Origin of the sequence: Streptomyces sp. Pv4-95, assembly GCF_045782725.1 — a bacterium.
Lineage (GTDB): Bacteria > Actinomycetota > Actinomycetes > Streptomycetales > Streptomycetaceae > Streptomyces.
Genome location: NZ_CP127172.1, coordinates 1,046,805 through 1,071,643, shown reverse-complemented (window position 1 = coordinate 1,071,643; position 24,839 = coordinate 1,046,805). Strand labels below are relative to the sequence as shown.

Here is a 24,839-nt window from a genome sequence, read left to right as displayed (position 1 = left end):
CGTGCCATCGGGTTCCGACACCACCGTAGAAGCCGTCAGCGGCACCTCGCCCGACGGCCCGGTGCCGCCCACAGAGACGGGCTCGGCCGACGCGCGGAGCCGTCCCGGCCGCGCCCGTCGGCTCCTCGCGCTCGCCCGCCGTACGGCACCGCGCACCGGCGTGGCCGTCGTCTCCGGGGTGGCGCTGGGCTTCGCCTTCCCGCCGTACGACCTGTGGCCGCTGTCCCTGGTGGCCGTGGCCGCGCTCTCGCTGCTGACCCGCGGCCGGAGCGTCCGTCAGGGCGCCTGGACGGGCTTTGCCTTCGGCGTGCCCTTCTTCCTGATCCTGTTGAAGTGGCTGCATGTCATCGGCTGGGACGCGGTGATCGGACTCTCCGTCGTCCAGGCGCTCTTCGTGACCCTCCTGGGGGCCGCGCTGGCCGGCACCTCGCGGCTGCCGGCCTGGCCGCTGTGGGCCGCCTGCCTCTGGGTCGCGGAGGAGTGGGCCCGCGACCGCCTGCCGTTCGGCGGCTTCCCCTGGGGACGGCTCGCCTTCGCCAACACCGCCTCGCCGTTCACGCCGCTCGCCGCGCTGGGCGGCGCCCCGCTGGTCGCCTTCGCGGTCGCCCTGACCGGCACCCTGCTGGCCGCCTGCGCCGCCATCCTGTGGGGCCTGCGGGGCTCGGGCACGCTGCGCCGCGCGGTCCCGGCCCTGGAGGCGTTCGGGCTGGCCGCGGCCCTCACCGTGGCCGGCGCGGCCGTGCCCGTCCCCACCAAGGCCGACGACACCGTCGACATCGCCGTCGTCCAGGGCAACGTCCAGCAAGCCGGTATGGACTTCCTTGGCCGCCCGATGAAGATCCTCGACAACCACGCCACGGCCACCGAGAAGCTCGCGGCCGACATCAAGGCGGGCAGGGCGACGAAGCCCGATCTGGTCATCTGGCCGGAGAACTCCTCCGACCTCGACCCGTTCCAGTACCCACAGGCATACGACCGGATCGACGAGGCGGTGAAGGCGATCGGCGTCCCCGTGCTCGTCGGCGCCCTGGTCGACCACCCGTCCCGGCAGGGCTATGTCTTCAACGAGGGCATCGTCTGGGACCCGAAGAAGGGCCCGGGCGCCTCGTACACCAAGCAGCACCCGGTGCCGTTCGGCGAGTACGTGCCGTTCCGCGAGCAGCTCAGCAAGATCATCACGCGTTTCCAGCGGGTGCCCCGCGACTTCTACCCCGGTGACCACACCGGCGTGCTGAAGATCGGACCCGCCGAGCTCGGTGATGTCATCTGCTTCGAGGTCGCCTACGACGAGATCGTCCACGAGACGGTCGACGCCGGAGCCCGCGCCCTGGTCATCCAGACCAACAACGCCACCTACGGCCGTACCGGCCAGCCGGAACAGCAGCTGGCCATGTCCAAGCTCCGCGCCGTCGAGCACGGCCGGGCCGTCGTCACCGCCGCCACCAGCGGCATCAGCGCCGTCGTCGCCCCGGACGGCACCGTCACGCACCAGATCCCGGAATTCACCCGGGGCGTGGTGTCCGCGCGCATCCCGCTGCGCGACGAAACGACGCTCGCCGACCGCGTCGGTGCCGCACCCGAGTGGGCGCTCGCTATCGTTGGGCTTCTGTCCTGCGCCGCCGCGACAGTCATCGGCCGGCGCGGGCGTTCGAAGGACGAGAAGGGGCAGCAGTGACAGACGGCGGTCAGCGGCAGTACGGTCCGCTCGGCACCACCTTGGTGATCATTCCGACGTACAACGAGGCGGAGAACATCAAGCCGATCGTCTCGCGGGTGCGGTCCGCCGTCCCCGAGGCGCATGTGCTCGTCGCCGACGACAACAGCCCTGACGGCACCGGCAAGTTCGCCGATGAGCTGGCCGCCTCCGACGAGCAGGTCCACGTCCTGCACCGCAAGGGCAAGGAAGGACTCGGCGCCGCCTACCTCGCGGGCTTCCGGTGGGGCATCGACAACGGCTACGGCGTGCTGGTGGAGATGGACGCAGACGGCTCCCACCAGCCCGAGGAACTGCCCCGGCTGCTCACCGCCCTCAAGGGCGCCGACCTCGTCCTCGGCTCCCGCTGGGTGCCCGGCGGCCGCGTCGTGAACTGGCCCAAGACCCGCGAGATGCTCTCCCGCGGCGGCAGCACCTACTCCCGCATCCTGCTGGACGTCCCGATCCGCGATGTGACCGGTGGTTTCCGGGCCTTTCGCGCCGAGAGCCTCAAGGGCCTCGGCCTGGACGAGATCGCCTCCCAGGGCTACTGCTTCCAGGTCGACCTGGCCCGCCGTGCCGTCCAGGCCGGCTGCCACGTCGTCGAGGTGCCGATCACCTTCGTCGAGCGGGAGCTGGGCGACAGCAAGATGAGCCGGGACATCGTCGTCGAGGCGCTGTGGCGGGTCACGGCCTGGGGCATCGGCTCCCGCGTGGGCAAGATCCGCGGCCGCTGACAGCCGCTGACAGCCGCTGACGGCGGTCCGCCGGTCTCTTCCGGGCGCGGACCGGGAGCGACGCAGTGAGCGGATGCTCGACAACGCGCGCCCCTCAGGGGTCGCCGCGCGCCGGGCCAGGCACACTTGAGGCATGACGTTCGGAGCCACGCCATCGCCGCCCGGTCCCCGCCCACCCAGGCGTTCACGCGCCCGCAGGTTCGTCCCGTTGGGCATCGCCGCCTGGATGGTGCTGGAGATCTGGCTGCTGATCGTGGTCGCCGATGCCACCAACGGTCTGACGGTCTTCCTGCTGCTCCTGGCAGGCGTGATCGCCGGTGCGTATGTGATCAAGCGGGCCGGCCGCCGCGCCTGGAAGAACCTCACCGAGAGCCTGCAGGCCGGCCGTGATCCCGCCGTGCCGCCCAAGGACCCGGCGTCCGGCAGCGGCAACACCCTGCCGATGCTCGGCGGTCTGCTGCTGATGGTGCCGGGTCTGGTGTCCGACGCGCTGGGCCTGCTCTGCCTCTTCCCGCCGACGGGAAAGCTGATCCACCACCGTGCGGAGAAGGTCCTCAACCGGCGGGCGGCCCACAGCCCGGGAACGTTCGGTGACGCCTTCCAGCAGGCACGCATGCACCGCCCGGACGGCAAGGTCGTCCAGGGCGAGGTCATCCACGACGACGAGCCTCCGGCCCCCCGGCGCCAGGACCCGCCGCTGACCGGCTGAGGGCAGCGAACCGGCAGCCGTGAGAACAGGCAAGGGCCGGGGCCACCGCGCTGTGCGGTGACCCCGGCCCTTGTACGTGCTGTCGTGCCTAAGGAAGTCCGGTTGTCAGGCGGACTTGCGGTTGCTGTCGCGCGGATGCACGGCAATGTTCATGGTGCCGGAGCGCAGGACGGCCAGCCTTTCGGCCAGCACTTCCTCCAGCTCCTCGCGGGTGCGCCGCTCCATGAGCATGTCCCAGTGCGTACGCGCGGGCTTACCCTTCTTTTCCTCAGGGCCATCGCCATCCACCAGGAGGGAGGGTGCACCGCACACCTTGCACTCCCACTCCGGCGGAATCTCGGCCTCAACCGAGAACGGCATCTCAAATCGATGGCCGTTCTGGCATGCGTACTCCACCGCCTGGCGCGGAGCCAGGTCGATGCCGCGGTCGGTCTCGTAGCTGGTCACCACGAGTCGCGTGCCGCGAAGAGCTCGCTCACTCATGAATCGTGCCTCCCGGGCTTGTCGCCCACAGGACAGGTGTCGCTGTCGTCGTCATCCGGTCAACGTCCGGTCGGCGGTGAAGATTCCCGAAAACGGGACATGCGCCCACCCGTCGCCCACCACCGCCCGTGACGGAGGCGCTGTGCGCCGCTGCCTTCCTTCGTGCCGCCCCTTGTTGTACCCACCAGCGCCCGGTTTGTCACATCTGGCAGCAGATGTCACCCAGCGCCTTGTTTCGTTGAGCGCGCAGTAACGGTCCGCCTGGTGAGCCAAAGGCGTACACTACCGCCCCGCGCGCCCCGAACCTAAATCCGGTCCGGGACGGGATTACCCGCCTCGGCGATCGCGCGCCGCATCGGCACCCTCGCCAGGAGCGCGAAGCCGATCGCGAAGAACGCCACCAGCGACAGGATCGCCACCCGGTAGCTTCCGGTCAGCTGATAGGCCACACCGAACGCCAGGGGACCCAGCCAGCTCACGCCGCGATCGCTGATCTCGTACGCGGAAAAGTACTCCGCTTCCTTGCCGCGCGGGATCAGATGGGAGAACAGCGACCGCGAGAGCGCCTGGCTGCCGCCGAGCACCAGACCGATCCCGACGGCCAGGGCGAAGAACCAGCCCGGTGCCTTCGCGGGGAGGAAGTAGCCGGCCGCGATGGTGAGGGTCCAGGCCACCAGGGAGCCCAGGATCGTCCGCTTGGCGCCGTACCGCCGGGCCAGCCGGCCCATCACCAGCGCGCCCGCGGCGGCCAGCACCTGCACCAGCAGGATCGCCACGATCAGCGTCGTCTGGTCCAGGCGCAGCTCCTCGGAGCCGTACACCGACGCCTGGGTGATCACCGTCTGCACCCCGTCGTTGTAGACGAGGTAGGCCAGCAGGAAGGACAGCGTGAGGGGGTGGCGGCGCATATCGCGCAGCGTCTCCCGCAGCTGCTGCCGGCTCCGGCCGCGCTGCGGGGTCTCGCCCGCCTGGATCACGGTGGGTGCCTCGCCCGGCAGGCCGCTGCCCGCCGCGTACCGGTCGCGCAGGCGGCGCAGCGGTATCAGGGTGAAGATGCCCCACCACAGGCCGGCGGTGGCCAGACAGATGCGCACCGCGGTGCCCTCGGTGACGCCGAAGGAATCGTGCCCGGCGAACAGCGCCAGATCGGCGACGAGCACCAGCGCCCCGGACGCGTAGCCGAACGCCCAGCCCCGGGAGGACACCGCGTCGCGTTCCTCGGGCTCGGCTATCTGCGGCAGGAAGGAGTTGTAGAGCATCATCGCCACCACGAACGACATGTTCGCGATGATCAGCAGCGCTCCGCCCAGCAGATAGCGCTCGCCGCCCAGGAAGAACATCCCGGTCGTGGCCGCGGCGCCCGCGTACGCGCAGAAGCCCAGCAGGGGCTTCTTCCGGCCGGTGCGGTCGACCAGCGCCGCGGCGAGCGGCATCGCCAGCACGGCCAGCAGCAGCGACGCCGAGACCGTGTACGCGAAGAACGAGCCCGCGCGCACCGGCACACCCAGCGGATGCACAAAACCGTCGGCGTCCGCCGCGGCCTTCGCCACCGACGTCAGATAGGGCCCGAGGAAGACCGTCAGGACGCTCGTCGAGTAGACGCTGTTGGCCCAGTCGTACCAATACCAGCCGCGTTGTTCGCGGCGCCGGGAAGCCGCCTCAGCCACGCTCCCCGCCACAGCCTGCGCGCTCACCGGCACACCCCCGTATCCCTCTCCCCGGGGCGCGGCGGACAGCCGCCGACCCTCAGACCCAGCAGCCCCGCCCGGTGAGCACCGTGCGCAGGGTGTCGATCTGATCGGTCATGATGCCATCCACCCCGAGGTCCAGAAGGGCCGCCATCCGATCCCCGTCGTTGACCGTCCAGACATGGACCTGCATGCCGAGCGCGTGCGCGGCACGCAGGAACAGCCGGTCGACGACGGGGATGCCGGAATGCCGCTCGGGGACCTGCACGCACACGGCGCTGCGCCGCACCGCCGCGCCCAGCAGCCGGTCCAGCGGCAGCGCCCCGCGCCCGTAGGACCGCATGCGCAGGCCCGCCACACCGCCCGTGCCGAGCGAGGTCGCCATCCGCCGGCCCGCCAGCCGCTGTGCCCGGCCGACCCGGGCCTCGGAGAACGAGCCGACGCACACACGGTCCCAGGCATCGGTGCGGCGCAGCAGGTCGAGCAGGGGCACCAGAGCGGCCTCGGCCTTGAGGTCGACGTTCCAGCGGGCCTGCGGGAACTCCTCCAGAAGGTCTTCGAACAGCGGCAGCGCCTCCCGGCCTGCCACCCGGGCCCGGCGCACCGCACGCCAGGGGAGGGCGCGGATCTTGCCGCGGCTGTCGGTGACCCGGTCCAGGGTCGCGTCGTGGAAGGCGACCAGCTTCCCGTCCGAGGTGGCGTGCACATCGGTCTCCAGGTAGCGGTAGCCGCGGTCCACCGCCCGCCGGAAGGCGGCGGCGGTGTTCTCCAGGCCGTCCGCCGCCCCGCCCCGGTGGGCGAAGGGGAGCGGGGCGGGGTGGTCGAGGTAGGGGTGGCGTATGCCTGGCTTCCGGATCACTCGGGAAGTATCGCGTGCTCCGTGCGCGCCGGACCACGGGCCACCACGGGCGACGGCGGGCCGGACAGGCCCCCGATCGCGAAGCGGCGGAGGAAGAACTGGGCGAGCGGCCCGATGGCCAGCGCGTAGACCACGGTGCCCACCCCTATGGAGCCACCGAGCAGGAACCCGGCCGCCAGCACCGCCACCTCGATCAGGGTCCGCACCAGGCGCACCGGGCGGCCGGTGCGCAGATGCAGTCCGGTCATCAGGCCGTCGCGCGGGCCGGGGCCGAAGCGGGTCGAGATGTACAGGCCGGTCGCGGCGCCGTTGAGGAGGACGGCGAAGGCCAGCAGCGGGATCCGGGCGCCGAGCCCGTGCAGCTCGGGCACCACGGCGAGCGTCGCGTCCATGACCACCCCGAGGATCACCACGTTCGAGACCGTGCCGAGCCCGGGACGCTGGCGCAGGGGGATCCAGAGCAGCAGGATCAGCGCGCCGGACACCACCGTCACCGTGCCGATCGACAACCCCGTATGCCGGGATATGCCCTGGTTCAGCACGCTCCAGGGTTCCAGCCCCAGCTCGGCCCTGAGCATCAGCCCCATGCTGACGCCGTAGAGCACCAGCCCCAGATAGAGCTGGATCAGCCGGCGCGGCAGCAGCCCGCGTCGGGCGGCGGATTCCTCGGTGATGGACATGACGCGTCCCCCTCCTGGCACGATTGGACTGACGCATGACACCATGTGGCATGTTCCGGCTTACGAAGTAGAGCCAATTCGGGGAAGGTGGACTGATCTTCATGGCTCAGTGGACTTCGGCGGTAGGCGCGCCCCAACTCGCCCGGCTGCTCCGGTCGCAGGACACGGGGGACGCCGAACCCCTCGGCGGCGGGCGGCGGTTGCCCGCCTACCGCAGCCTCGCCGACGGCGTACGCCTGCTCGTCCTGGAGGGCCGGGTGCCGGTCGCGGCCCGGCTGCCCGCGGAGCGGGAGCTGGCCGCCGCGTTCGGGGTCAGCCGCACCACCGTCGCCGCGGCCTACGAAGCCCTGCGGGCCGAAGGGTTCCTGGAGTCCCGGCGCGGCTCGGGAAGTTGGACCGCCGTCCCGGCGGGGAACCCCCTGCCCACCCGCGGCCTGGAGCCGCTGCCGCCGGAGGCCGCCGGCTCGATGATCGACCTCGGCTGTGCCGCCCTTCCGGCCCCCGAGCCCTGGCTGACCCGCGCCGTCCAGGGCGCCATGGCCGACCTGCCGCTCTACGCCCACACCCACGGCGACTACCCGGCGGGCCTCCCCGTCCTGCGCCAGGCCCTCGCGGACCGCTACTCCGCCCGCGGCATCCCCACCATGCCCGAACAGATCATGGTCACCACCGGGGCGATGGGCGCCGTCGCCGCGATCTGCCGGCTGTGTACGAGCCCCGGCGAGCGGGTTGCCGTCGACTCCCCGTCCTACGCCAACATCCTCCAGCTGATGCGGGACGCCGGTGCCCGGCTCGTCCCGGTGGCGCTCGGCGAGCGGCTGGCCGGCTGGGACATCCCGGTCTGGCGTCAGGTGATGCGCGACGCCGCCCCCCGCATGGCGTACGTCGTCGCCGACTTCCACAACCCCACCGGCACCCTCGCCACCGAGGATCAGCGCCGCAGGCTCGTCGACGCCGCGCGCTCGGCCGGCACGCTGCTCGTCGTCGACGAGACGATGACCGAACTCCAGCTGGACGCCGACGCCGAACCGCCCCGCCCCGTCTGCGCGTTCGACCCGGCGGGCAGCGCCGTGATCACCGTCGGCTCGGCGAGCAAGGCGTTCTGGGCCGGGATGCGGATCGGCTGGGTGCGGGCCGCACCGGACATCATCCGCAGCCTGGTCGCCGCCCGCGCCTACTCCGACCTCGGCTCACCGGTGCTCGAACAGCTCGCCATCGCCTCGCTCCTGGAGACCGGCGGCTGGGAGCAGGCCGTCGGGATCCGCCGGGAGCAGGCCAGGGAGAACCGCGACGCGATCGTCGGCGCCCTGCGCCGGCACCTGCCCGACTGGGAGTTCAGCGTTCCCCGCGGCGGCCTGACCCTCTGGGCGCGTACGGGCGGACTCTCCGGTTCCCGTATCGCCGAGGCGGGGGAGCGGCTCGGCGTACGGGTCCCCTCCGGTCCGCGGTTCGGGGTCGACGGCGCCTTCGAGGGGTTCGTGCGGCTGCCGTTCACCGTCAGTGGTGCGGTCGCGGACGAGGCCGCCGTCCGGCTGGCCGGCGCCGCCCGCCTGGTGGCGACCGGCGCCCCGGTCGCGACCGAGGCGCGGCACACGTTCGTCGCCTGACGGGCGCCCGGCCCGCCCGGGGCGGCCTTCGCACAGCAGCGTGGCGCACGTGGTGGCGCCGGCCGGGGTGCCGGTCGTCCGGTCAGCGGTGGCCGGCTCCGGGGGAGGGGGCGGGCTCGCCGACCGCGGTCTGCTCCGCGGGGGCAGCGGGTTTGGCGACGGGCACGGTGCCGAGCGCGAGCCCGCCGGCCGGAACGGTGTGCTCGGGCAGCAGCGCCTGGACCGCCTGCCGGTGCGCGTCGCTCGCGGCCTCGTCGAACGGGTCGGGAGTGGCCGGTACCTGCAGCCGCAGGACAGGGCCCGTGCCCAGCCGCGCGTAACCCCGCCCCGGCGGCACCTCGAAGGGGGGTGTGGTGTGCGGCGGCGCCCCGAGCACCGCCCGCACCTCCTCCGCCGTGGCGGGGCCGAGCACCACACGGGCCTTGGTGTGCGCCCGCACCGGTTCGCTCAACAGCTCCGCGCCCTCGAACTGATCGGCCACGATCACCGTGACGCAGGCCGCCCGGCCGTGCCGCAGTGGTACCTGGAGCAGGCGCTGCGGATCGTCACGCCCTTCCGCGGTCGCCAGATGTGTCAGCGCCGTGGGGCGGTCCGCGATGATCCAGAGCGGACGCCGGGTGTCCTCCGGCGCGGACCGGCCGGCCTGCCGCGCCCGGTTCGCCGAGATCAGCCGGCGTTCCGTCTCGTGCGAGGCCCACTGCAGCGTCGCCGTCGCGCCCGACAGGCCGCTCTCGACGCCCAGCACACCCCGGCGCCCGGCCAGGCAGGCGTACTCACCGGTCCCGCTGCCGTCGATGATCAGCACATCGCCGTCGTCCAGCGCCTGGAGCGCCAGCGAGCGCAGCAGGGTGGTGGTGCCCGACCCGGGCTGCCCCAGGGCGAGCAGGTGAGGTTCGGTGGACCGCCGGCCGGTGCGCCAGAGCACCGGCGGCGCGTCCCGCGACTCCTCGTCGGCGACGACGGGCACGGTCCGCCGTACGGAGTCGGGGTCGGTGAAGCCGAGGACGGTCTCACCCGGTGCGGCGACGAAGCGCTGCGCCGCGATGTCGGTGGGCAGGGGGCCGAGGACGGTCAGGACGAGCTGGTTGGCCTCCTCGTCCCAGTCGAAGTGGTACTCCCGGCCCCGGCCGGACTTCGCGTGCAGTACCTGTTCGATGCGGGCCCGGGACGGCTCCTCGCCGTCGGTGAAATACGCCGGGTACTTCAGGTGGAGGCGGGCGAGGCGCCCGTCCTCGTCGAAGCCGTACTCGGAGAAGACCTCTTCCCACTCGCCGTTGTGGGTGTAGAGGGGGACCGGGTCGCCTTCGATGGTGAAGTACGGCACGAGCGCTTCGTAGAGGGCCCGCAGCCGGTTCGTCTCCGCCTCGGTGGGGCCGGTGGGGGCGGTGTTGCGGTCCCGCCCCGCCCAGGCCGCTGCTCCCATCACCGCGATGAGTGCGAGCAGCGGCCCGAAGGGCGCGAGGGCCACGACCAGGACGCACGCGGCAACGAAGAACAACAGCGGTCCGCGACGATCCTTGGGCGTCTCGGTCCAGCGCCGCCCGGCGGCGACGGCCAGCCGGCGCACTCCACGGCTGATCGTGATCAGCGGATGGAAGACGTCGGAGGCGCTGTCGGCGGCGGTACGCGCGAGTTCGCGGCTGCGCGCGAGCGGTGCGCTGTTGGTCAGGATGCGGGGCAGGGGGCGCCGGGCCACATCTGTCTCCTGTTGTTCGTGCGGTGATCGTGAGTGGCTCGGCGTGGGATGCGAGCCGGGTGGGTGCGGCCGGGGGAACGGACCGGCCGGGACCTGGCGTGGCCCGGCCGGCCGTTACCCCTCACACCGCGCTAGATCTTGAGACCTCCGAGGAGACTCGCCAGGCTCGCGCCGCCGGCCTTGATGCTGGGCGCGATGGCCGAGCCGGCGAGATAGAACCCGAACAGCGCGCAGACCAGCGCGTGGGACATCTTGAGGCCGTCTTTGCGGAAGAACAGGAAGACGATGACGCCGAGCAGGATCACGCCGGAAATGGACAGAATCATGGGGGGTTCTCTCCTGGGTGGTGGGGACGGTCACCATGAGTTCTTCCAGCCTCACAGCAAGTATCAAGCCCTCAAAAGCTGCATTTGGGTGATTTATCGTTGAAACCCCCCAAACGGGCGCTGTGGTGAGGCACCCTGTCCTCCCCTTGTGCTCCGCGTGTCGCGGCCCCACCTCTCCGACCCGGCACAATCGGGGGGTGTCGAAGAAGAAAACGCGCCGCCCGGCCGCTGTCACACCCGCCTCGCCCTGCCCCTGCGGACGCGCGGAGACCTACCGCGAGTGCTGCGCCCCCTTCCACCGGGGAAGTGCCCCAGCGCCCACCGCGGAGCGTCTGATGCGTTCGCGCTACAGCGCCTTCGCCGTCGGCGACGCCGGATACCTCTTGCGCACCTGGCACCCCTCCACCCGCCCCGACGGCCTCGACTTCGAGCCCGCGCAGCGCTGGACCGGACTGGACATCCTCGGCACCACGGGCGGCAGCGCCTTCCACGCCGAGGGAACCGTCGAATTCCGCGCGCACTACACCCTGCACGGCGACACCGGCAGCCAGCACGAGAACAGCCGCTTCGTCCGCGAGGGCGGGCGGTGGGTGTACGTGGACGCGCTGCCGGAGGCGTAACGCGGCCGCTACCGGCCGCGCAACTGCTCGATCTCGCGCCGGTCGCGCTTGGTGGGGCGGCCCGCGCCGCGGTCGCGGTGCGCGATGACCGGCACCTCCTCGCGCGGCGGGGGCGGCGGGCTGTTGTCGACGAAGCACTCGGCGGCGACCGGCGCGCCCACCCGCTTGCGCACCAGGCGCGTGACGACCACGATCCGCTCCCGGCCGGCGTGCCGCAGCCGGACCTCGTCGCCGACCCGCACACCGTGGGCCGGCTTCACCCGCTCGCCGTTGACGCGTACGTGCCCCCCGCGGCAGGCCGTGGCGGCGGCCGAGCGCGTCTTGGTGAGCCGCACCGACCAGATCCAGCTGTCGATGCGGGGGATCCCCTCGTCTGAAGCCATGACACGACTCTAGGCCGTTCGGCTCCAGGCCGTTCGGCATCGAGCCCGTGCGGCGCCGGTGGGTCAGGCGGACGTCTTCCCCCCGGTCTTCTTTGCCGTGGTTTTCTTCGCCGCCGATTTCGTGCCGGTGCTCCTGGCAGTGCTCTTGGCCGAGCTCTTGGCCGTGCTCTTCTTGGCGCCGGAGGCCCCGGACGCGCCGCCCGCGGAGGAGGTGGCCTTCGCCCGGCCGCCGGACGCCTTGGGGGAGGACGCCGCCTTCTTCGCCGTGGAACCGGTGGTCTTGCGGGCCGGTCCCGAATCCGAGGTCGTCCGCTTCGCGGCGGTCTTCTTCGCCCCGCTCTTCCCCGCCGCGTCCGCCGTGCCCTTCTTCGCCGCCTTGCGGCCCTTCAGGGACGTCACGGATGCCGACGCCGCCTTTCCGCCGCCGGCCGGGCCCGCCTCGTCGCCGTCCACCCCGCCCTGAGCCGCCCGGACACTCTTCTCCAGCGCCGCCATCAGGTCGATGACCTGCCCGCCGGCCGGACTCTCGGGCGCGACCGGCTCCCCGCCCTCCAGCTTCGCGCTGACCAGTTGCTCCACGGCTTCGCGGTAGTCGTCGTGGAGTTCGGCGGGGTCCAGTTCGCCCAAGGAGTCCATCAGGGTCTCGGCGAGCTTCATCTCGTTCTCCCGGATGGCCACCTCCTCGGGCCCGATCCCGGTCGCCGGCCGGATCTGGTCCGGCCACAGCAGCGCGTGCATCACGATCGCCCCGTCGTGCGGCCGCAGCATCGCCAGCGTCTCCCGCCCCCGCATCGCCACCTTGCCGATCGCCACCTTCCCGTGCTGCTCCAGGGCCTCCCGCAGCAGCGTGTACGGCTTGGCCGCGGCCGCGCCGTTGGGGCCCAGGTAGTAGGCCTTGTCCATCTGGAGGGGATCGATCTCGTCGGGGTCGGCGAACGACAGGATCGTCAGGGTCTTCGAGGTCGGCATCGGCAGCCGGGACAGGTCCTCGTCGGTGATCGGCACGATGGTGTCGTCCCCGGGGACCTGATAGCCCTTGCCGACCTCTTCGTTGAGGACCTCGTTCCCGTCCAGCTCACAGATCTTCCGGTACCGGACCTGCGCGCCGTCCTTCTCGTGGATGCGCACGAAGGACACCGACGACGTGCGGTCGGTGGCGCTGTAGGTCTTGACGGGGATGGTGACCAGGCCGAACGAGATGGACCCATTCCAGATAGATCGCATACTTCATCCCTTGTGTGGGATTCTCATCGTATGTCGCCGATCACCGTCGTGGAGGGGCGGCGCCTCTCGCTGACCAACCTGGACAAGGTCCTCTATCCGCAGACCGGCACCACCAAGGGCGAGGTGCTGCACTACTGGACCACCACCGCGGACGTGATCCTCCCGCACCTCCGCGACCGGCCGCTCTCCTTCCTGCGCTTCCCCGACGGGCCCGACGGCCTGCGCTTCTTCACCAAGAATCTGCCGCCCGGGACGCCCTCCTGGGTGACGACCTGCGAGGTGCCCCATACGAGTGGGGAGACCACCCGGCAGGTCCTGCTGCCGGATCTCTCCGCACTGGTCTGGGCGGCGAACCTGGTGGTCGAGTTGCACGCCCCCCAGTGGACCTGCGACGACCCGGGCTCGGCGGACCGGCTCGTCTTCGACCTGGACCCCGGCGAACCGGCCACCATCGTGGAGTGCTGCGCCGCCGCCCGGTGGCTGCGCGACCGCCTGGCGGCCGACGGACTGCACGCCTACGCCAAGACCAGCGGGTCCAAGGGCCTGCACCTCGTCGTCCCCATCGAGCGCACGTCCTCCCTACACACCACCGCCTACGCCAAAACCCTCGCCGTCGAGGGGCGGGCGGCGCTGCCGGATCTCGTCGTGCACAAGATGACCAAGGCGCTCCGCCCCGGCAAGGTCTTCATCGACTTCTCGCAGAACGCCGCCGCCAAGACGACCGCGGTCGCCTACACGCTGCGCGCCCGCGCCACCCCCACCGTCTCCACCCCCGTCACCTGGGACGAGGTCGCCGACTGCACCGCACCCGGTCAACTGTCCTTCCTGTTCAGCGATATCGCCCCGCGACTCGAAAGCCACGGCGATCTGATGGCGCCGCTCCTCGACCCCCGACGGGCCCGCCCGCTCCCGGCGGCCTGAGGTTCCACCGCACCCAGGTGATCTTTCCCGCACCGGAGCGCCGCCCGACGGGCCCGAACCCCACCGGGACACGCCGTAGGTTGACCACCATGGTGGAGAAGGCGACGGATGACACGATGCCGCTGCGACCGCCGGACCGGCGCTTATCCGGGGCGACTCCCGGCCGCGTCGGGCCGCCGGAGGGCGGGCCGGCCCCACGGCGGCGCCGGCATGCCGCGCCGAAGGGGCGCGGCCGGGGCGGCATGCTGCGAGCGTCGCTGCTGATGGCGCTGGGCACCGTCGCCTCGCGGGGAACCGGGCTCATCCGGCAGGTGCTCCAGGCCGGCGCGCTGGGCACCGGGCTGCTGGCGAGTACGTACAACACCGCCAACGTCGTCCCGATGAGCCTCTACACCCTGCTGATCGGCGGCGCGCTCAACTCGGTGCTGGTGCCGCAGCTCGTCCGGGCGAGGGCGGAGCACGCGGACGGGGGACGGGCGTACGAACAGCGGCTGGTCACCCTCGTCCTGAGCGTGCTCGCCGTCGGCACACTGCTCGCGGTGTGGGCCGCGCCGCAGATCGTCGCCGTCTACACGCCGGACACCCCGCGCACGCACGCCGCCTTCGAACTCACCGTCGTCTTCGCCCGCTTCCTCCTTCCGCAGATCTTCTTCTACGGGCTGTTCTTCGTCCTCGGCCAAGTCCTCAACGCACGCGACAAGTTCGGCGCGATGATGTGGACCCCCGTCCTCAACAACATCGTTCTGATCGCGATGTTCGGCGTCTATATCGGTCTGCTGGCGGGGCCCGACCGGATCGAGGACATCACTCGCGGACAGATCCACCTGCTCGGCATCACCACCACCCTGGGCATCGCCCTCCAGGGTGTCGCGCTCATCCCGTTCGTCCGCGCCGCCGGCTTCCGTTTCCGGCCCCGTTTCGACTGGCGCGGCACGGGCCTGCGCAAGAGCATCGCGGCGGCCCGCTGGACCCTGCTCTTCGTCCTCGCCAACCTGGCCGCGATGACCGTCGTCACGCACTACGCCAACGCCGCGGACCAGCGGCTCCCCACGGCGGGCGTCGGCTACACCGCCTACTCCTACGCCCAGACGATCTGGATGCTCCCGCAGTCGATCGTCACCGTCTCCCTGGTGACGGCCCTGCTGCCGAGGATGAGCCGGGCGGCCGCCGCACACCGTCTGGACGACCTGCGCGCCGATCTCTCCCGCGTGCTGCGCGTGAGCGGCGTCGTCATCGTCCCGGCCGCCTTCTTCTTCCTCGTCTTCGGCCCGCAGACCGCACAACTGCTCTTCGCCCACGGCACGGTCGACGCCGCGTCGGCCGAACCCGCCGGGCACATGCTCCAGGCGTTCGGCCTCGGCCTCATTCCGTTCTCCGCGCAGTACCTCCTGCTGCGGGGCTTCTACGCCTTCGAGGACACCCGTACGCCGTTCTGGATGGCCACCGCGATCGCGGCCGTGAACGTCGCCCTCGCAACCGCGTGCCATCTCCTGCTGCCGGCGCGCTGGTCGGTCACCGGAATGGCGGCCGCGTACACCGTCGCGTACGGCATCGGCCTGCTCGCCACCGCGCTGCTGCTGCGCCGCCGGCTCGCCGGACGGCTCGACGGCCGTCGGCTGTGCCGCACCTACGGCAAGCTGACCGCGTCCGCCGCCACGGCCGGCATCCTCGGCTGGGTCGTCGCCCGGGCCTGCGCCGGCGTGTCCACCGCAGTGCTGCGGACCCCGGCTCCGACCCTGGCTGCCGGCGGACTCACCATGGCGCTGGTCTTCGTGCTGTCGGCCCGCGTTCTGAGGACAGGGGAGCTGCGGAGCCTGCCCGGTCTGCGGTGACGGCGGGCGCGCGGCTCACACCGTCCGCGGGCGGGCCGCTACGGGCGCTGGGCGGCGGCGCCGATCCAGTCGATGACCGCGTCGACCGTCGCGTCGTCGAGCTGGGCGAGCTTGCGGACGGCGGCGCCGTCCCCCGCCATCGGGGCGACACCGGCCGCCGTGAGGGCGGCCTGCAGCTCCAGCCGGCGGCGGTCGGGCGTGCTCACCGGGGACTGGAACGGGGCTCCGGGGCGCGGGGGAGCGAAGTCGTCGCGACACGGAGGCTGCTGCCGGTACTCCGGATACGCGTACCGGTGGTCGGCCGGAGGCGGGCCGCTCTGACCGCGCGTCTCCGGTTGGGAGGCCCGTCCGACGGCCTCCGTGTGCCGGGCGGCCGCCACGCGGTCCTCGGGGCGCGGCGGCGGGAGAAGGTGGTCCGGGTACGCGGGCGGCACGAGGAACCCGGCCGGGAACGAGGCCGTCGCGAGGCGGTCCTCGGCACGCGGGGGAGCGAGGGTGTAGTCCGTCGCGGCGCGGTACGCCGCGGGCGCGGGCCGGGCGGGACCGTCGTCGGTCCAGGGGCTCGCGCCCCAGGGGGTCTGCTCGCAGTACGTCGACATCAGGGCCTCCACCACTCGTGATCCGGGGAATCCGAAAGATCCGAAGAACCGAAGCGGTCGCCACACCCGCAAGCGGTCCTGCTTGTCCGGAGGCGTGGTGCGCCCCTCGCGGTTGCGTGAGCTGCGGGGTTTCACCCGAAGGGAGCAGCGGTGGGCCCGCGGCGGTCGCGGAGGGGCGGCCCGCCCCGGCCTATGCCCCTTCGTTACGGTGACCCGATGGCGCACTCCGGCCGATCTGCGGACCCCTACTGGAATCACAATGTGCACCACCACCGACTGGTGCTGGACGCGGTGCCGGAAGGCTGCGGGCGGGCGCTGGACGTCGGCCGTGGGGACGGGCTGCTGGTCCGCAAACTGGCCGGACGCGCGCGCACGGTGACAGGAGTGGACCGGTCGGCCGAGATGGTCGCCCTGGCCCGCGAGCAGAGCGCCGGGATCGGCAACGTCGCGTTCGTCGAGGCGGACTTCATGGCCGTGGACGACGGCCGTGCCGGCCGTGGCGACGGATCCGGCGAACCCCGAGCAGCCACCGCCATGGGGGGATACGACTTCCTCACTGCCGTCGCCGTCGTCCACCACCTGGACTTCGCCGTCGCGGTGGACCGGATGACCGGGCTGCTGGCGCCCGGTGGCCGCCTCGTCCTCGTCGGGCTGGCGAACAACCGGACGCCCTGGGACCGGCTCGTCAACGGCGCAGGCGTCCCCGCGGCGCGCCTCCTCGCCCTGCGGAACGGAGGCAAGCACGACCCGTCGGGGATGCCCGTGCAAGACCCCGAGATGGACTGGGGCGAGGTGCGCCGGGCCGCTCGGGACCAGCTGCCTGGCTGCCGCTTCCGCCGTCATCTGCTGTGGCGCTACTCGGTGGTGTGGGACAAACCGCGCCACGGAGGCGATGGACAGGTGCGCTGACGGACGGTCATGCGCAGCGCGAGCCCGCAAAAGGGAATCCGGCATTCCATGCCCATTCCTACCGATTGGCCGTTCTCGCGGAACTCTCACGGATTCTGACGGGCATTCAATGCCTTTACGTGCACCTGGCATCGCATAGTGGTTATTGAACGGGAAATACTGGAAAGGAGCGGGCAAGAGGTCGGCCGGGACAGGCTTTCCGGGCGCTGATTCGGGCGTCGCCACGGAGTGAACACACAATCGTTTCCCGACGTACACACTGTGGTGATTACCGCGGTGGAAAGCTGCCTGCGGCCGTACACCCAACGGCCGGTACCGGCCGTGCCCCACATCTCGCGGCCGAGTGCCACATTTCGGGGAGAGGACACCATCCGTGGACAACACCCGCGTGACCCGTCGCGGCAGGACCGCGCTGGCCGTGGCCGCAGGAACGATTCTGGTCGCCGTCGGCGCACAGATCCCTGCCACCGCCACGACCGATCCTGCCGCCCACTCCGGATCCGGTGCCGCGTCGGCCGCCCGGCATTCGTCCCCGTCCGTCGGCGCGTACGACGACACGTATTACAAGGACGCCATCGGCAAGACCGGTCAGGAGCTGAAGGATTCGCTGCACCGGATCATCAGCACCACCCAGACCGGGAACCTGTCGTACGACCAGGTCTGGGACGCCCTCAAGGAGACCGACGAGGACCCGGACAACAGCGCGAACGTCATCCTGCTCTACACCGGCCGTTCGCAGGGCAAGGACACCAACGGCGGCAATCCGGACGACTGGAACCGCGAGCACGTCTGGGCGAAATCCCACGGCGATTTCGGCACCGCCACCGGACCGGGCACCGATATCCATCACCTGCGTCCGACGGACGTGTCCGTCAACAGCACCCGCGGCAGCAAGGACTTCGACAACGGCGGCACGGAGGTCGAGGAGGCGCCGGGCAACCGCACCGACGACGACTCCTTCGAGCCCCGCGACGCGGTCAAGGGCGACGTCGCCCGCATGATCCTCTACATGGCCGTCCGCTACGACGGCGAGGACGGGGTCGCAGACCTGGAGCCCAACGACAAGGTCGACAACGGCTCCGCGCCGAACATCGGCCGGCTCTCCGTCCTGAAGGAGTGGAGCCGGCAGGACGCTCCGGACGCCTTCGAGAAACACCGCAACCAGGTGATATTCGACAAGTACCAGCACAACAGGAACCCGTTCATCGACCACCCCGAATGGGTCAACGAGATCTGGTAACTGACGCCAACTCAGGCCACTGAGGCGCGCCCGTAGCGCCCGGCCCGACACGGCCCCGGCCGCCCGCGTGCGGGTGGGCGGCCGGGTGCCGGCGGCGACCGCGGAACGGCGGACACACCGGATGGAGTAGGTCAACCGGCGCGCGGGCGCCGACGTTTTTAGCGTGGACGCATGTCGTCAGCAAGTTGGCCCCCCGTCAGAGTCGGTACCGCCATGGTGGTGTGTGCCGCGAGCCTGCTGGTCACGTGCGGACCGGCCGTCGCCGATGGTCCGCACGGCATCGACGACGCGCGAAGCGTCGGCTCGGGTCCCGCCACCGGAAGCCGGCTGCACCAGCCCGGAGTGCAGTTCCTCCCCAGATCGGGGGTACCCGGTCCACCCGATGTCACGGCGCTGTCCTGGGCCGTGACGGACGCGCGGAGCGGAAGGATCCTCGCGGCCAAGGACGCCCACCGCCGGCTGCCTCCCGCCAGCACCCTCAAGACCCTGTTCGCGTTGACGGTGCTCCCGAAGTTCCCGCAGCGGGCCGCCCACACCGTCACCGACGCCGACCTGGCCGGCATCCTGCCGGGCAGCGCGCTCGTCGGCATCAAGGAGGACGTGCGCTACAGCGTCGCCGACCTCTGGCGCGGCGTCTTCCTCAGTTCGGGCAGTGACGCGGTGCGGACCCTCGCCACGATGAACGGCGGCTGGGACAAGACCGTCGCCGACATGGGTGCGATGGCGCGCCGCCTCGGCGCCAACGACACCACGGTGCGCTCCGCGGACGGCTTCGACAGCGAGGGGCAGTTCTCCTCCGCCTTCGACCTGTCCGTCTTCGGCCGGGCCGGCCTGGCCAACCCCGACTTCGCCCGCCTGGCCTCCACCAAGACGGCGAAATTCCCCGAGGCCGGGGGCGAGCGGGCCTTCGGCATCCAGAACACCAACCGGCTGCTGGTCGGCTCGCACGGCGTGGTCCCCTACCCCGGGCTGATCGGCGTGAAGAACGGCTACACGACGAACGCGGGCAACACTCTGGTCGCCGCCGCCGAGCGCGACGGGCGGACCCTGCTGGTCACTGTCATGAACCCGCAGACCGGCTCGGAGAACGCCGTCTACGAGGAGACGCGCGCCCTGCTGGACTGGGGATTCGCCGCCGCGCCCCGAGCCGCGGGGGTCGGCACCCTGCCCGAGACGGCCCCCGTCGAGCCGCAACTCGACACGGACGGTGCGGTGCGCGATTCCCAGCACGCCGCACTGCTGAACGAGAAGGCCGAGCACGCCGACGCGGCGCCCGGGATGGCCCTGGCCGGAGAGCGGGACACCCAGCGGCGCACGCTGTACGTGTGGGCCCTGTCGGTGGCCGGAGCGTCCGCCCTCGCCGGTGTCGGACTGTGGTGGCGCCGGCGCAAGCAGCGCAACGCCCCTCCCGCGCCGCCGATCTGATCCCCTGTCCGCGCCGGCACCGGTGCGTCATGAAGCCGCCGGCGTGACCGGAGCGGTTCTTCCGTCGCACAACTGTATGAACGTTCAGGGAACCGGGGACGGCGCGCCCGCCCCGCCCGGTGAACGGCGACGCGTCTGTCGCTGTTGTGGTGACTGCCGGGCGCCGCTCGGTGTAGCGTCCTGATCAGCTGTCGTGGTTCCGAAGTGCCGGGCGCCCGTGTCGCATTCACGGGCGTTCTTGTTGTGCTGTGCCTTCTCCGGACCAGGGCGATCACCTCCGGGTTCCGCAGTACGCGGGAGCCGATTCAAGCCCATTGAACGAAGGAGACAGGTATGGCTACCGGCACGGTGAAGTGGTTCAACGCGGAAAAGGGCTTCGGTTTCATCGCGCAGGACGGCGGCGGCGCCGACGTCTTCGCGCACTACTCGAACATCGACGCCCAGGGCTTCCGCGAGCTGCAGGAGGGCCAGAAGGTGAGCTTCGACGTCACCCAGGGCCAGAAGGGCCCCCAGGCGGAGAACATCCGCCCGGCGTAATCGCCGCCCACGAACGGCGCCCGCTCCCGCACGGGGGCGGGCGCCGTCGCGTGCGAAGGCACCGGCGCCGGACGTGCGGTGCTCACCCGCAGGTCATGGGCGCCGGTCGTTGAGGATCTTCTGGAAGAGCCGGTGGTCGCGCCAGGCACCGTGGATGTGCAGGTACTTCTCGGCGAGGCCGAAGGGCACGAAACCGCACTTGGCCAGCACTCGCTGCGAGGCCGTGTTCTCCAGCAGGGTGCCCGCCTCGAGCCGGTGCAGACCCAGTTGTGTGTCGGCCACCGTACACACCGCCTTCAGGGCGGCCGTGGCGAGCCCGCGGCCGACGTGGCCCGGGTCGATCCAGTAGCCGACGGGGGAACTCCGCAAGGGTCCCAGCGTGATGTTGGTGAGCATGACGGTTCCGATGATGCCGGACTGCCCGGCGGCTTCCTGGCTCTCGCTGACCATCAGCCAAGGCATCATCCGCCCGGCCCTCGTCTCGGCCAGATACGTGCGCAGCCGCTCAGCTTGTCCGGCGGGCGTGAAGAAAGCCTCGTCCCGGTCCGGTTCCCACTGCCGGAGATGGTCGCGGCTGCGGAGATAGGCACGGGCGAGGCCCTCCGCGTCCTCCGGTGTCGGGTGCCGCAGGAAAACATCGGGGGCGATCTGGATGGGCGCGCGCGTCATCCGCTCAGCCTAATGACGGGCAGCCGGGGTGGGGCCTGAGTGGTCGGGTGCAGCTCCGACGGCCGCCACGGGGCCCGCCCGAGCGGAAACGGGAGAGCGGGGCGAGCCCGGTCGGCTCGCCCCCGGCGACTCGACGTGATCAGGACTGCGGCGGCTGGTCCTGGTCGCCCGGCGTGCCGTACTGCTTGCGGAGCTTCTCCTGCGTTGAGTCGACCTGACTCCTGTATTTGCCGTCGGTCTTGCTGTCGACGAAGTCGCCGGCCTTGTCGATGCCCTTGGAGGTCTGGGCCTCGTGGCCCTTCAGCATGTTCTTGAGCTTGTCCATCATGGACATAGGTGATCCTCCTCGCCGGGTTCCCCCGCACGTTCCAGCATCACCCCTGGTCGCACGATATGCATCCGCGCGCCGGGACGGCCGCCCCGGCGCCGCTTGCGCCGCATCCGCGCCGACGTAGCCGGTGCCTGCCGCGGGCACCGGCGCGGAAGGCCCGTAACGCCGCCGTGCTCACCCGATCGGATCAGCGCCCGCTCCGCCCGCGGGCGCCCGCGGGCCCGCTCGACGGGCAGGGTGCCGCGGTCCGGCCGAGAATGCAGCGGTGAGCGATGAACACCGCAGTGCCGACGACATCACGCCGCGCTCCACGCCGTGTGACGAGGAGCGAAGGCTGGCCAGGAAGGCGGTGGCCGGCCGGGCGCGGGATGCGGAAGAACTGTCCCTGCTGATGGACATGCTGGACCTGGACCCGTCTCAGGACGCCCGCCACAAGGCGGCGCGCGGCCAGGATGCCGGGCGCGGTGGCGGTCGCGAGCGCCGCCACGAGTCGCGCCGCGACACCTGCCGCGACGCGCGCTCGTGGTCACCGGGGCCCGGCTGACGCCGCGCCGTCCTCGGCCCTTCAGCTGTCCGTGCGGGGTCCCGCCACGGTCAGCCGCAGGGTGACGATCTGGAAGGGGCGCAGCGCCATCCGTACGGTCCTGCCGTGCCGCTCGATCGCCGGGCCGTCGGCCGTGGCCCGTTCGAGGAGGTCGGTGGTGACGGCGCCGGCCAGGTCGAATCCCGCCGTCAGGACGGCCCTGGCCCGCCCTCCGTGCGCCTCGTGGAGGCGGACGACCACGTCACCGCTGCCGTCGTCGGCAAGCTTGACCGCGGTGACCACCGTCGCGTCGTTGTCGACGGCGATCAGCGGTGCCACCGCGCCGGTTCCGGTGATCCGGCGCTCCGGCAGGTTGATGCGGTGCCCCTCGCGGACCGCGTCACCGATCGCGGCGCCCGGTGCGAGCGCGTAGCGGAAGCGGTGCAGCCCCTGGTCGGTCTGCGGGTCGGGGAAGCGCGGGGCGCGCAGAAGGGAGAGCCGGACGGTCGTGGTGGTGCCGCGGTCGCCGTCCTCCCGGACGGTGCGGGTGACGTCGTGGCCGTAGGTGGCGTCGTTGACCAGGGCGACGCCCCAGCCCGGCTCCTCGACGTGCACGAACCTGTGGGCGCATGCCTCGAACTTGGCTGCCTCCCAACTGGTGTTGGTGTGGGTGGGCCGGTACAGATGCCCGAACTGGGTCTCCGCGGCGTACCGTTCGGCGTGGACGTCCAAGGGGAAGGACGCCTTGAGGAACTTCTCCGTCTCGTGCCAGTCGACCTCGGTGTCGATGTCGAGGCGCCGCTGCCCCCGCGCCAGGGTCAGTGACTGCACCACCCGGGAGTCGCCGAAGGAGCGGGCGACGCGTACCGTCGCGGCGCTCTGCGACACCTCGCCGAGCGCCACCTCGTCGGCGCAGGTCAGGTCGGTCACGACGTTGCGGTAGAAGGAGTCGACGTCCCAGGCGTCCCACATGTTCGGGAAGTCCGGGTGGATCTGCAGCAGGTTCGCCGCTTCGCCGGGCGCTACGGTCTCCCGTTCGGCTGTGAGGTCGTAGGCGGAGACGACCAGGCCGTGATCGTCGATCTCGATGCGCAACAGGCCGTTGGTGAGGGTGAATCCGCCGCCCTCGCGGTCCTCGGCGCGTACCGCCGCGCCCTCCCGCGACGAGGCGGCGACGGCGCCCGCGGCCACTCCCTCGCGGGTGTGCGGCGCCGAGTTCGCCACCAGCTCGGCATCCCCGCTGCCGGCGAGCGCGGTCAGTGCGGCGGCGATGAGCTCTTCGAGTTCCGCGGCCACCGCCGCGTAGGTCCGCTCCGCCTCGCGGTGCACCCAGGCGATGGAGGAGCCGGGCAGGATGTCGTGGAACTGGTGCAGCAGCACCGTCTTCCAGATGCGGTCGAGCGCGGCGTACGGATACGGGTGCCCGGCCGCCACCGCCGCCGTGGCCGACCAGAGTTCGGCCTCCCGCAGCAACTGCTCGCTGCGGCGGTTGCCCCGCTTCGTCTTCGCCTGACTGGTGAGCGTCGCGCGGTGCAGTTCCAGATACAACTCGCCCACCCACACCGGTGCCTGCGGATACTCCGCCTCGGCCTTGGCGAAGAATTCGGCGGGCTTCTCCCACACCACCACCGGTGAGCCGTCCAGGTCACGCAGCCGGCGGGCCTTGGCGATCATCTCGCGGGTGGTGCCGCCCCCGCCGTCGCCCCAGCCGGTCGGCGCCAGCGAATGCCGTGCCACCCCCTTGTCCTTAAAGTTCCGTGCCGCATGGGCGATCTCCCGCCCGGCCATCTGGCAGTTGTAGGTGTCCACCGGCGGGAAGTGGGTGAAGATCCGCGTCCCGTCGATGCCCTCCCAGCGGAAGGTGTGGTGGGGGAACGCATTGATCTGGCTCCAGGAGATCTTCTGCGTCAGCAGCCACTTCGCGCCCGCGGCCTTGATGATCTGCGGCAGGCCCGCGGCGAACCCGAAGGTGTCCGGCAGCCACGCCTCGTCGTTCTCGACGCCGAACTCCTCCAGGAAGAACCGCTTGCCGTGCACGAACTGCCGGGCCATCGCCTCCGAGCCGGGCATGTTGGTGTCCGACTCCACCCACATACCGCCCGCCGGCACGAACCGTCCGTCCGCGACCGCCTTCTTGACCTTGGCGTAGACCTCGGGCCGGTGCTCCTTGAGCCAGGCGTACTGCTGGGCCTGCGACATCGCGAAGACGAACTCGGGCTCGTCCTCCAGCAGCGCCGTCATGTTCGATGCCGTCCTGGCCACCTTGCGGACGGTCTCGCGCAGCGGCCACAGCCACGCCGAGTCGATATGCGCGTGCCCCACCGCGCTGATCCGGTGCGCGGACGCTCCGGCGGGCGACGCCAGCACCTCCCGCAGCTGCGAACGGGCCGCCTCCGCAGTGCCGTTGACGTCCTGGAGGTCGATCGCGTCCAGCGCGCGCCCCACCGCCCGCAGCACCTCCCAGCGCCGCGGGGCGTCCACCGGGAGCTCCACCATCAGCTCGCCGAGCACCTCGAGGTCCTGGACGAGTTCCCAGACCGTGGTGTCGAACACCGCCAGGTCCATGCGGGCCAGGCGGTAGCGCGGCTCGCTGCCCGCGGTCTCGGGGTCGCCCAAGGGCGTCGGCAGGAACGGGTGCACATCAAGGATGACGGGGTTGGACGCGGCCTCCACGTGCCAGGTGACCTGCTCGCCGCCCCGGACCGGTGCGCCCACCCGCACCCACTGGTTGCGCGGATTGATGGCCTTCACGGGAGTGCCGTCGGGGGTGTAGACCAGCGCCTCGCACTGGAAGCCCGGCATCCGTTCGTCGAAACCGAGGTCGAGCACCGCCTCCACGGTGCGGCCGGCCCATTCCTCCGGCACCGTCCCGACCACCTTGAACCAGGTGGTCGCCCAGGGAGCGCCCCAGGCGTCCCCCACCGCGACGGGGCTGTGCCGGGCGGCCAGGCCCTCGGCGACGGGCACCGGCTCACCGGGCGCGACCCATGCCGCGACCTCCAGGGGGACCGATCGGGGATAGAGGGCGGGCCGGATGCGCTCGTCCAGCACACGCTGGAGGCGGGCTTCGACCAGTGCGCGATCGTCATGCATGAGAGGTCGCTCCGTCGGATCGGGGAGGGTGGCGGACGGCAACAGGGTCCGCCCG

General features: G+C 71.6%; 24 protein-coding genes. 12 read left to right on the top strand and 12 right to left on the bottom strand.

Annotated elements, in window-relative coordinates; genetic code table 11:
* The first annotated feature begins 1 nt into the window (after window position 1).
* The 3 genes from lnt to fxsA all read left to right on the top strand — a co-directional run bounded on the left by lnt (window position 2) and on the right by fxsA (window position 3,139).
* A complete protein-coding gene (lnt, locus tag QOM21_RS05030) occupies window positions 2-1,675 on the top strand; it encodes an apolipoprotein N-acyltransferase (protein WP_407548513.1) in 1,674 nt (557 codons plus the stop codon).
* Window positions 1,672-2,430, top strand: a complete 759-nt coding sequence (locus tag QOM21_RS05025; protein ID WP_407548512.1) for a polyprenol monophosphomannose synthase — start codon at window positions 1,672-1,674, stop codon at window positions 2,428-2,430. The genes lnt and QOM21_RS05025 overlap by 4 nt, the downstream gene beginning before the upstream one ends.
* Before the next feature lie 133 nt (window positions 2,431-2,563).
* Window positions 2,564-3,139: an FxsA family membrane protein gene (gene fxsA, locus QOM21_RS05020; RefSeq protein ID WP_407548511.1), complete on the top strand. Its 576-nt coding sequence runs from the start codon at window positions 2,564-2,566 to the stop codon at window positions 3,137-3,139.
* A gap of 105 nt (window positions 3,140-3,244) precedes the next feature.
* On the opposite strand, the gene QOM21_RS05015 is transcribed toward fxsA, so the two are convergent.
* From QOM21_RS05015 to QOM21_RS05000, 4 genes are all read right to left on the bottom strand, one after another.
* Window positions 3,245-3,622, bottom strand: coding sequence for an RNA polymerase-binding protein RbpA (locus tag QOM21_RS05015; protein WP_026170122.1), 378 nt, complete (start codon window positions 3,620-3,622; stop codon window positions 3,245-3,247).
* A gap of 305 nt (window positions 3,623-3,927) precedes the next feature.
* Window positions 3,928-5,289: an MFS transporter gene (locus tag QOM21_RS05010; protein ID WP_407548510.1), complete on the bottom strand. Its 1,362-nt coding sequence runs from the start codon at window positions 5,287-5,289 to the stop codon at window positions 3,928-3,930.
* Window positions 5,290-5,368: 79 nt separating this feature from the next.
* Window positions 5,369-6,169, bottom strand: coding sequence for a glycerophosphodiester phosphodiesterase (locus tag QOM21_RS05005; protein WP_407548509.1), 801 nt, complete (start codon window positions 6,167-6,169; stop codon window positions 5,369-5,371).
* Window positions 6,166-6,849, bottom strand: coding sequence for a YczE/YyaS/YitT family protein (locus QOM21_RS05000; protein WP_407548508.1), 684 nt, complete (start codon window positions 6,847-6,849; stop codon window positions 6,166-6,168). Before QOM21_RS05000 ends, QOM21_RS05005 begins: the two co-directional genes overlap by 4 nt.
* A gap of 101 nt (window positions 6,850-6,950) precedes the next feature.
* Here QOM21_RS05000 and QOM21_RS04995 point away from each other — a divergent pair, with 101 nt between their 5' ends.
* A complete protein-coding gene (locus QOM21_RS04995; protein WP_407548507.1) occupies window positions 6,951-8,456 on the top strand; it encodes a PLP-dependent aminotransferase family protein in 1,506 nt (501 codons plus the stop codon).
* Window positions 8,457-8,538: 82 nt separating this feature from the next.
* On the opposite strand, the gene QOM21_RS04990 is transcribed toward QOM21_RS04995, so the two are convergent.
* Both QOM21_RS04990 and QOM21_RS04985 read right to left on the bottom strand, forming a co-directional pair.
* Window positions 8,539-10,152 (bottom strand): hypothetical protein, encoded by a 1,614-nt coding sequence (locus tag QOM21_RS04990; protein WP_407548506.1) that lies wholly within the window; start codon window positions 10,150-10,152, stop codon window positions 8,539-8,541.
* Between the two features lie 131 nt (window positions 10,153-10,283).
* A complete protein-coding gene (locus QOM21_RS04985) occupies window positions 10,284-10,478 on the bottom strand; it encodes a hypothetical protein (protein ID WP_393896812.1) in 195 nt (64 codons plus the stop codon).
* Window positions 10,479-10,675: 197 nt separating this feature from the next.
* Here QOM21_RS04985 and QOM21_RS04980 point away from each other — a divergent pair, with 197 nt between their 5' ends.
* Window positions 10,676-11,098 carry a YchJ family protein gene (locus tag QOM21_RS04980; RefSeq protein ID WP_407548505.1) on the top strand — a complete coding sequence of 141 codons (423 nt, stop codon included), beginning with the start codon at window positions 10,676-10,678 and terminating at the stop codon, window positions 11,096-11,098.
* A gap of 8 nt (window positions 11,099-11,106) precedes the next feature.
* On the opposite strand, the gene QOM21_RS04975 is transcribed toward QOM21_RS04980, so the two are convergent.
* Window positions 11,107-11,481: an RNA-binding S4 domain-containing protein gene (locus QOM21_RS04975; RefSeq protein ID WP_407548504.1), complete on the bottom strand. Its 375-nt coding sequence runs from the start codon at window positions 11,479-11,481 to the stop codon at window positions 11,107-11,109.
* A 63-nt stretch (window positions 11,482-11,544) separates the two neighbouring features.
* A complete protein-coding gene (locus QOM21_RS04970; RefSeq protein WP_407548503.1) occupies window positions 11,545-12,705 on the bottom strand; it encodes a Ku protein in 1,161 nt (386 codons plus the stop codon).
* Between the two features lie 30 nt (window positions 12,706-12,735).
* On the opposite strand from QOM21_RS04970, the gene ligD reads away from it, so the two are divergent.
* Together ligD and murJ are read left to right on the top strand one after the other, a co-directional pair.
* Window positions 12,736-13,626: a non-homologous end-joining DNA ligase gene (gene ligD / locus QOM21_RS04965; protein WP_407548502.1), complete on the top strand. Its 891-nt coding sequence runs from the start codon at window positions 12,736-12,738 to the stop codon at window positions 13,624-13,626.
* A gap of 242 nt (window positions 13,627-13,868) precedes the next feature.
* Window positions 13,869-15,458, top strand: a complete 1,590-nt coding sequence (gene murJ, locus QOM21_RS04960) for a murein biosynthesis integral membrane protein MurJ (RefSeq protein ID WP_407548501.1) — start codon at window positions 13,869-13,871, stop codon at window positions 15,456-15,458.
* Window positions 15,459-15,496: 38 nt separating this feature from the next.
* Here the strand turns inward: murJ and QOM21_RS04955 are convergent, their stop codons facing one another.
* Window positions 15,497-16,057, bottom strand: coding sequence for a hypothetical protein (locus tag QOM21_RS04955; RefSeq protein WP_407548500.1), 561 nt, complete (start codon window positions 16,055-16,057; stop codon window positions 15,497-15,499).
* A gap of 216 nt (window positions 16,058-16,273) precedes the next feature.
* Between QOM21_RS04955 and QOM21_RS04950 the strand changes: the two genes are divergently transcribed.
* The 4 genes from QOM21_RS04950 to QOM21_RS04935 all read left to right on the top strand — a co-directional run bounded on the left by QOM21_RS04950 (window position 16,274) and on the right by QOM21_RS04935 (window position 20,168).
* The gene (locus tag QOM21_RS04950) at window positions 16,274-16,966 is read left to right on the top strand and encodes a class I SAM-dependent methyltransferase (protein ID WP_407548499.1); all 693 of its coding nucleotides are present in this window, start codon (window positions 16,274-16,276) and stop codon (window positions 16,964-16,966) included.
* A 373-nt stretch (window positions 16,967-17,339) separates the two neighbouring features.
* Window positions 17,340-18,206, top strand: a complete 867-nt coding sequence (locus QOM21_RS04945) for an endonuclease I family protein (RefSeq protein ID WP_407548498.1) — start codon at window positions 17,340-17,342, stop codon at window positions 18,204-18,206.
* A 171-nt stretch (window positions 18,207-18,377) separates the two neighbouring features.
* On the top strand, window positions 18,378-19,631 hold the full coding sequence (locus tag QOM21_RS04940; protein ID WP_407548497.1) for a D-alanyl-D-alanine carboxypeptidase family protein: 1,254 nt from the start codon (window positions 18,378-18,380) through the stop codon (window positions 19,629-19,631).
* A gap of 333 nt (window positions 19,632-19,964) precedes the next feature.
* Window positions 19,965-20,168 (top strand): cold-shock protein, encoded by a 204-nt coding sequence (locus QOM21_RS04935; RefSeq protein WP_393896821.1) that lies wholly within the window; start codon window positions 19,965-19,967, stop codon window positions 20,166-20,168.
* A gap of 93 nt (window positions 20,169-20,261) precedes the next feature.
* On the opposite strand, the gene QOM21_RS04930 is transcribed toward QOM21_RS04935, so the two are convergent.
* On the bottom strand, window positions 20,262-20,837 hold the full coding sequence (locus tag QOM21_RS04930; protein ID WP_407548496.1) for a GNAT family N-acetyltransferase: 576 nt from the start codon (window positions 20,835-20,837) through the stop codon (window positions 20,262-20,264).
* Between the two features lie 139 nt (window positions 20,838-20,976).
* Complete coding sequence (locus tag QOM21_RS04925; RefSeq protein ID WP_407548495.1) at window positions 20,977-21,171, bottom strand: antitoxin; 195 nt, start codon at window positions 21,169-21,171, stop codon at window positions 20,977-20,979.
* Between the two features lie 262 nt (window positions 21,172-21,433).
* On the opposite strand from QOM21_RS04925, the gene QOM21_RS04920 reads away from it, so the two are divergent.
* Window positions 21,434-21,712 (top strand): hypothetical protein, encoded by a 279-nt coding sequence (locus tag QOM21_RS04920; RefSeq protein WP_407548494.1) that lies wholly within the window; start codon window positions 21,434-21,436, stop codon window positions 21,710-21,712.
* Window positions 21,713-21,733: 21 nt separating this feature from the next.
* On the opposite strand, the gene QOM21_RS04915 is transcribed toward QOM21_RS04920, so the two are convergent.
* A complete protein-coding gene (locus tag QOM21_RS04915) occupies window positions 21,734-24,784 on the bottom strand; it encodes an alpha-mannosidase (protein ID WP_407548493.1) in 3,051 nt (1,016 codons plus the stop codon).
* Window positions 24,785-24,839 lie beyond the last annotated feature (55 nt).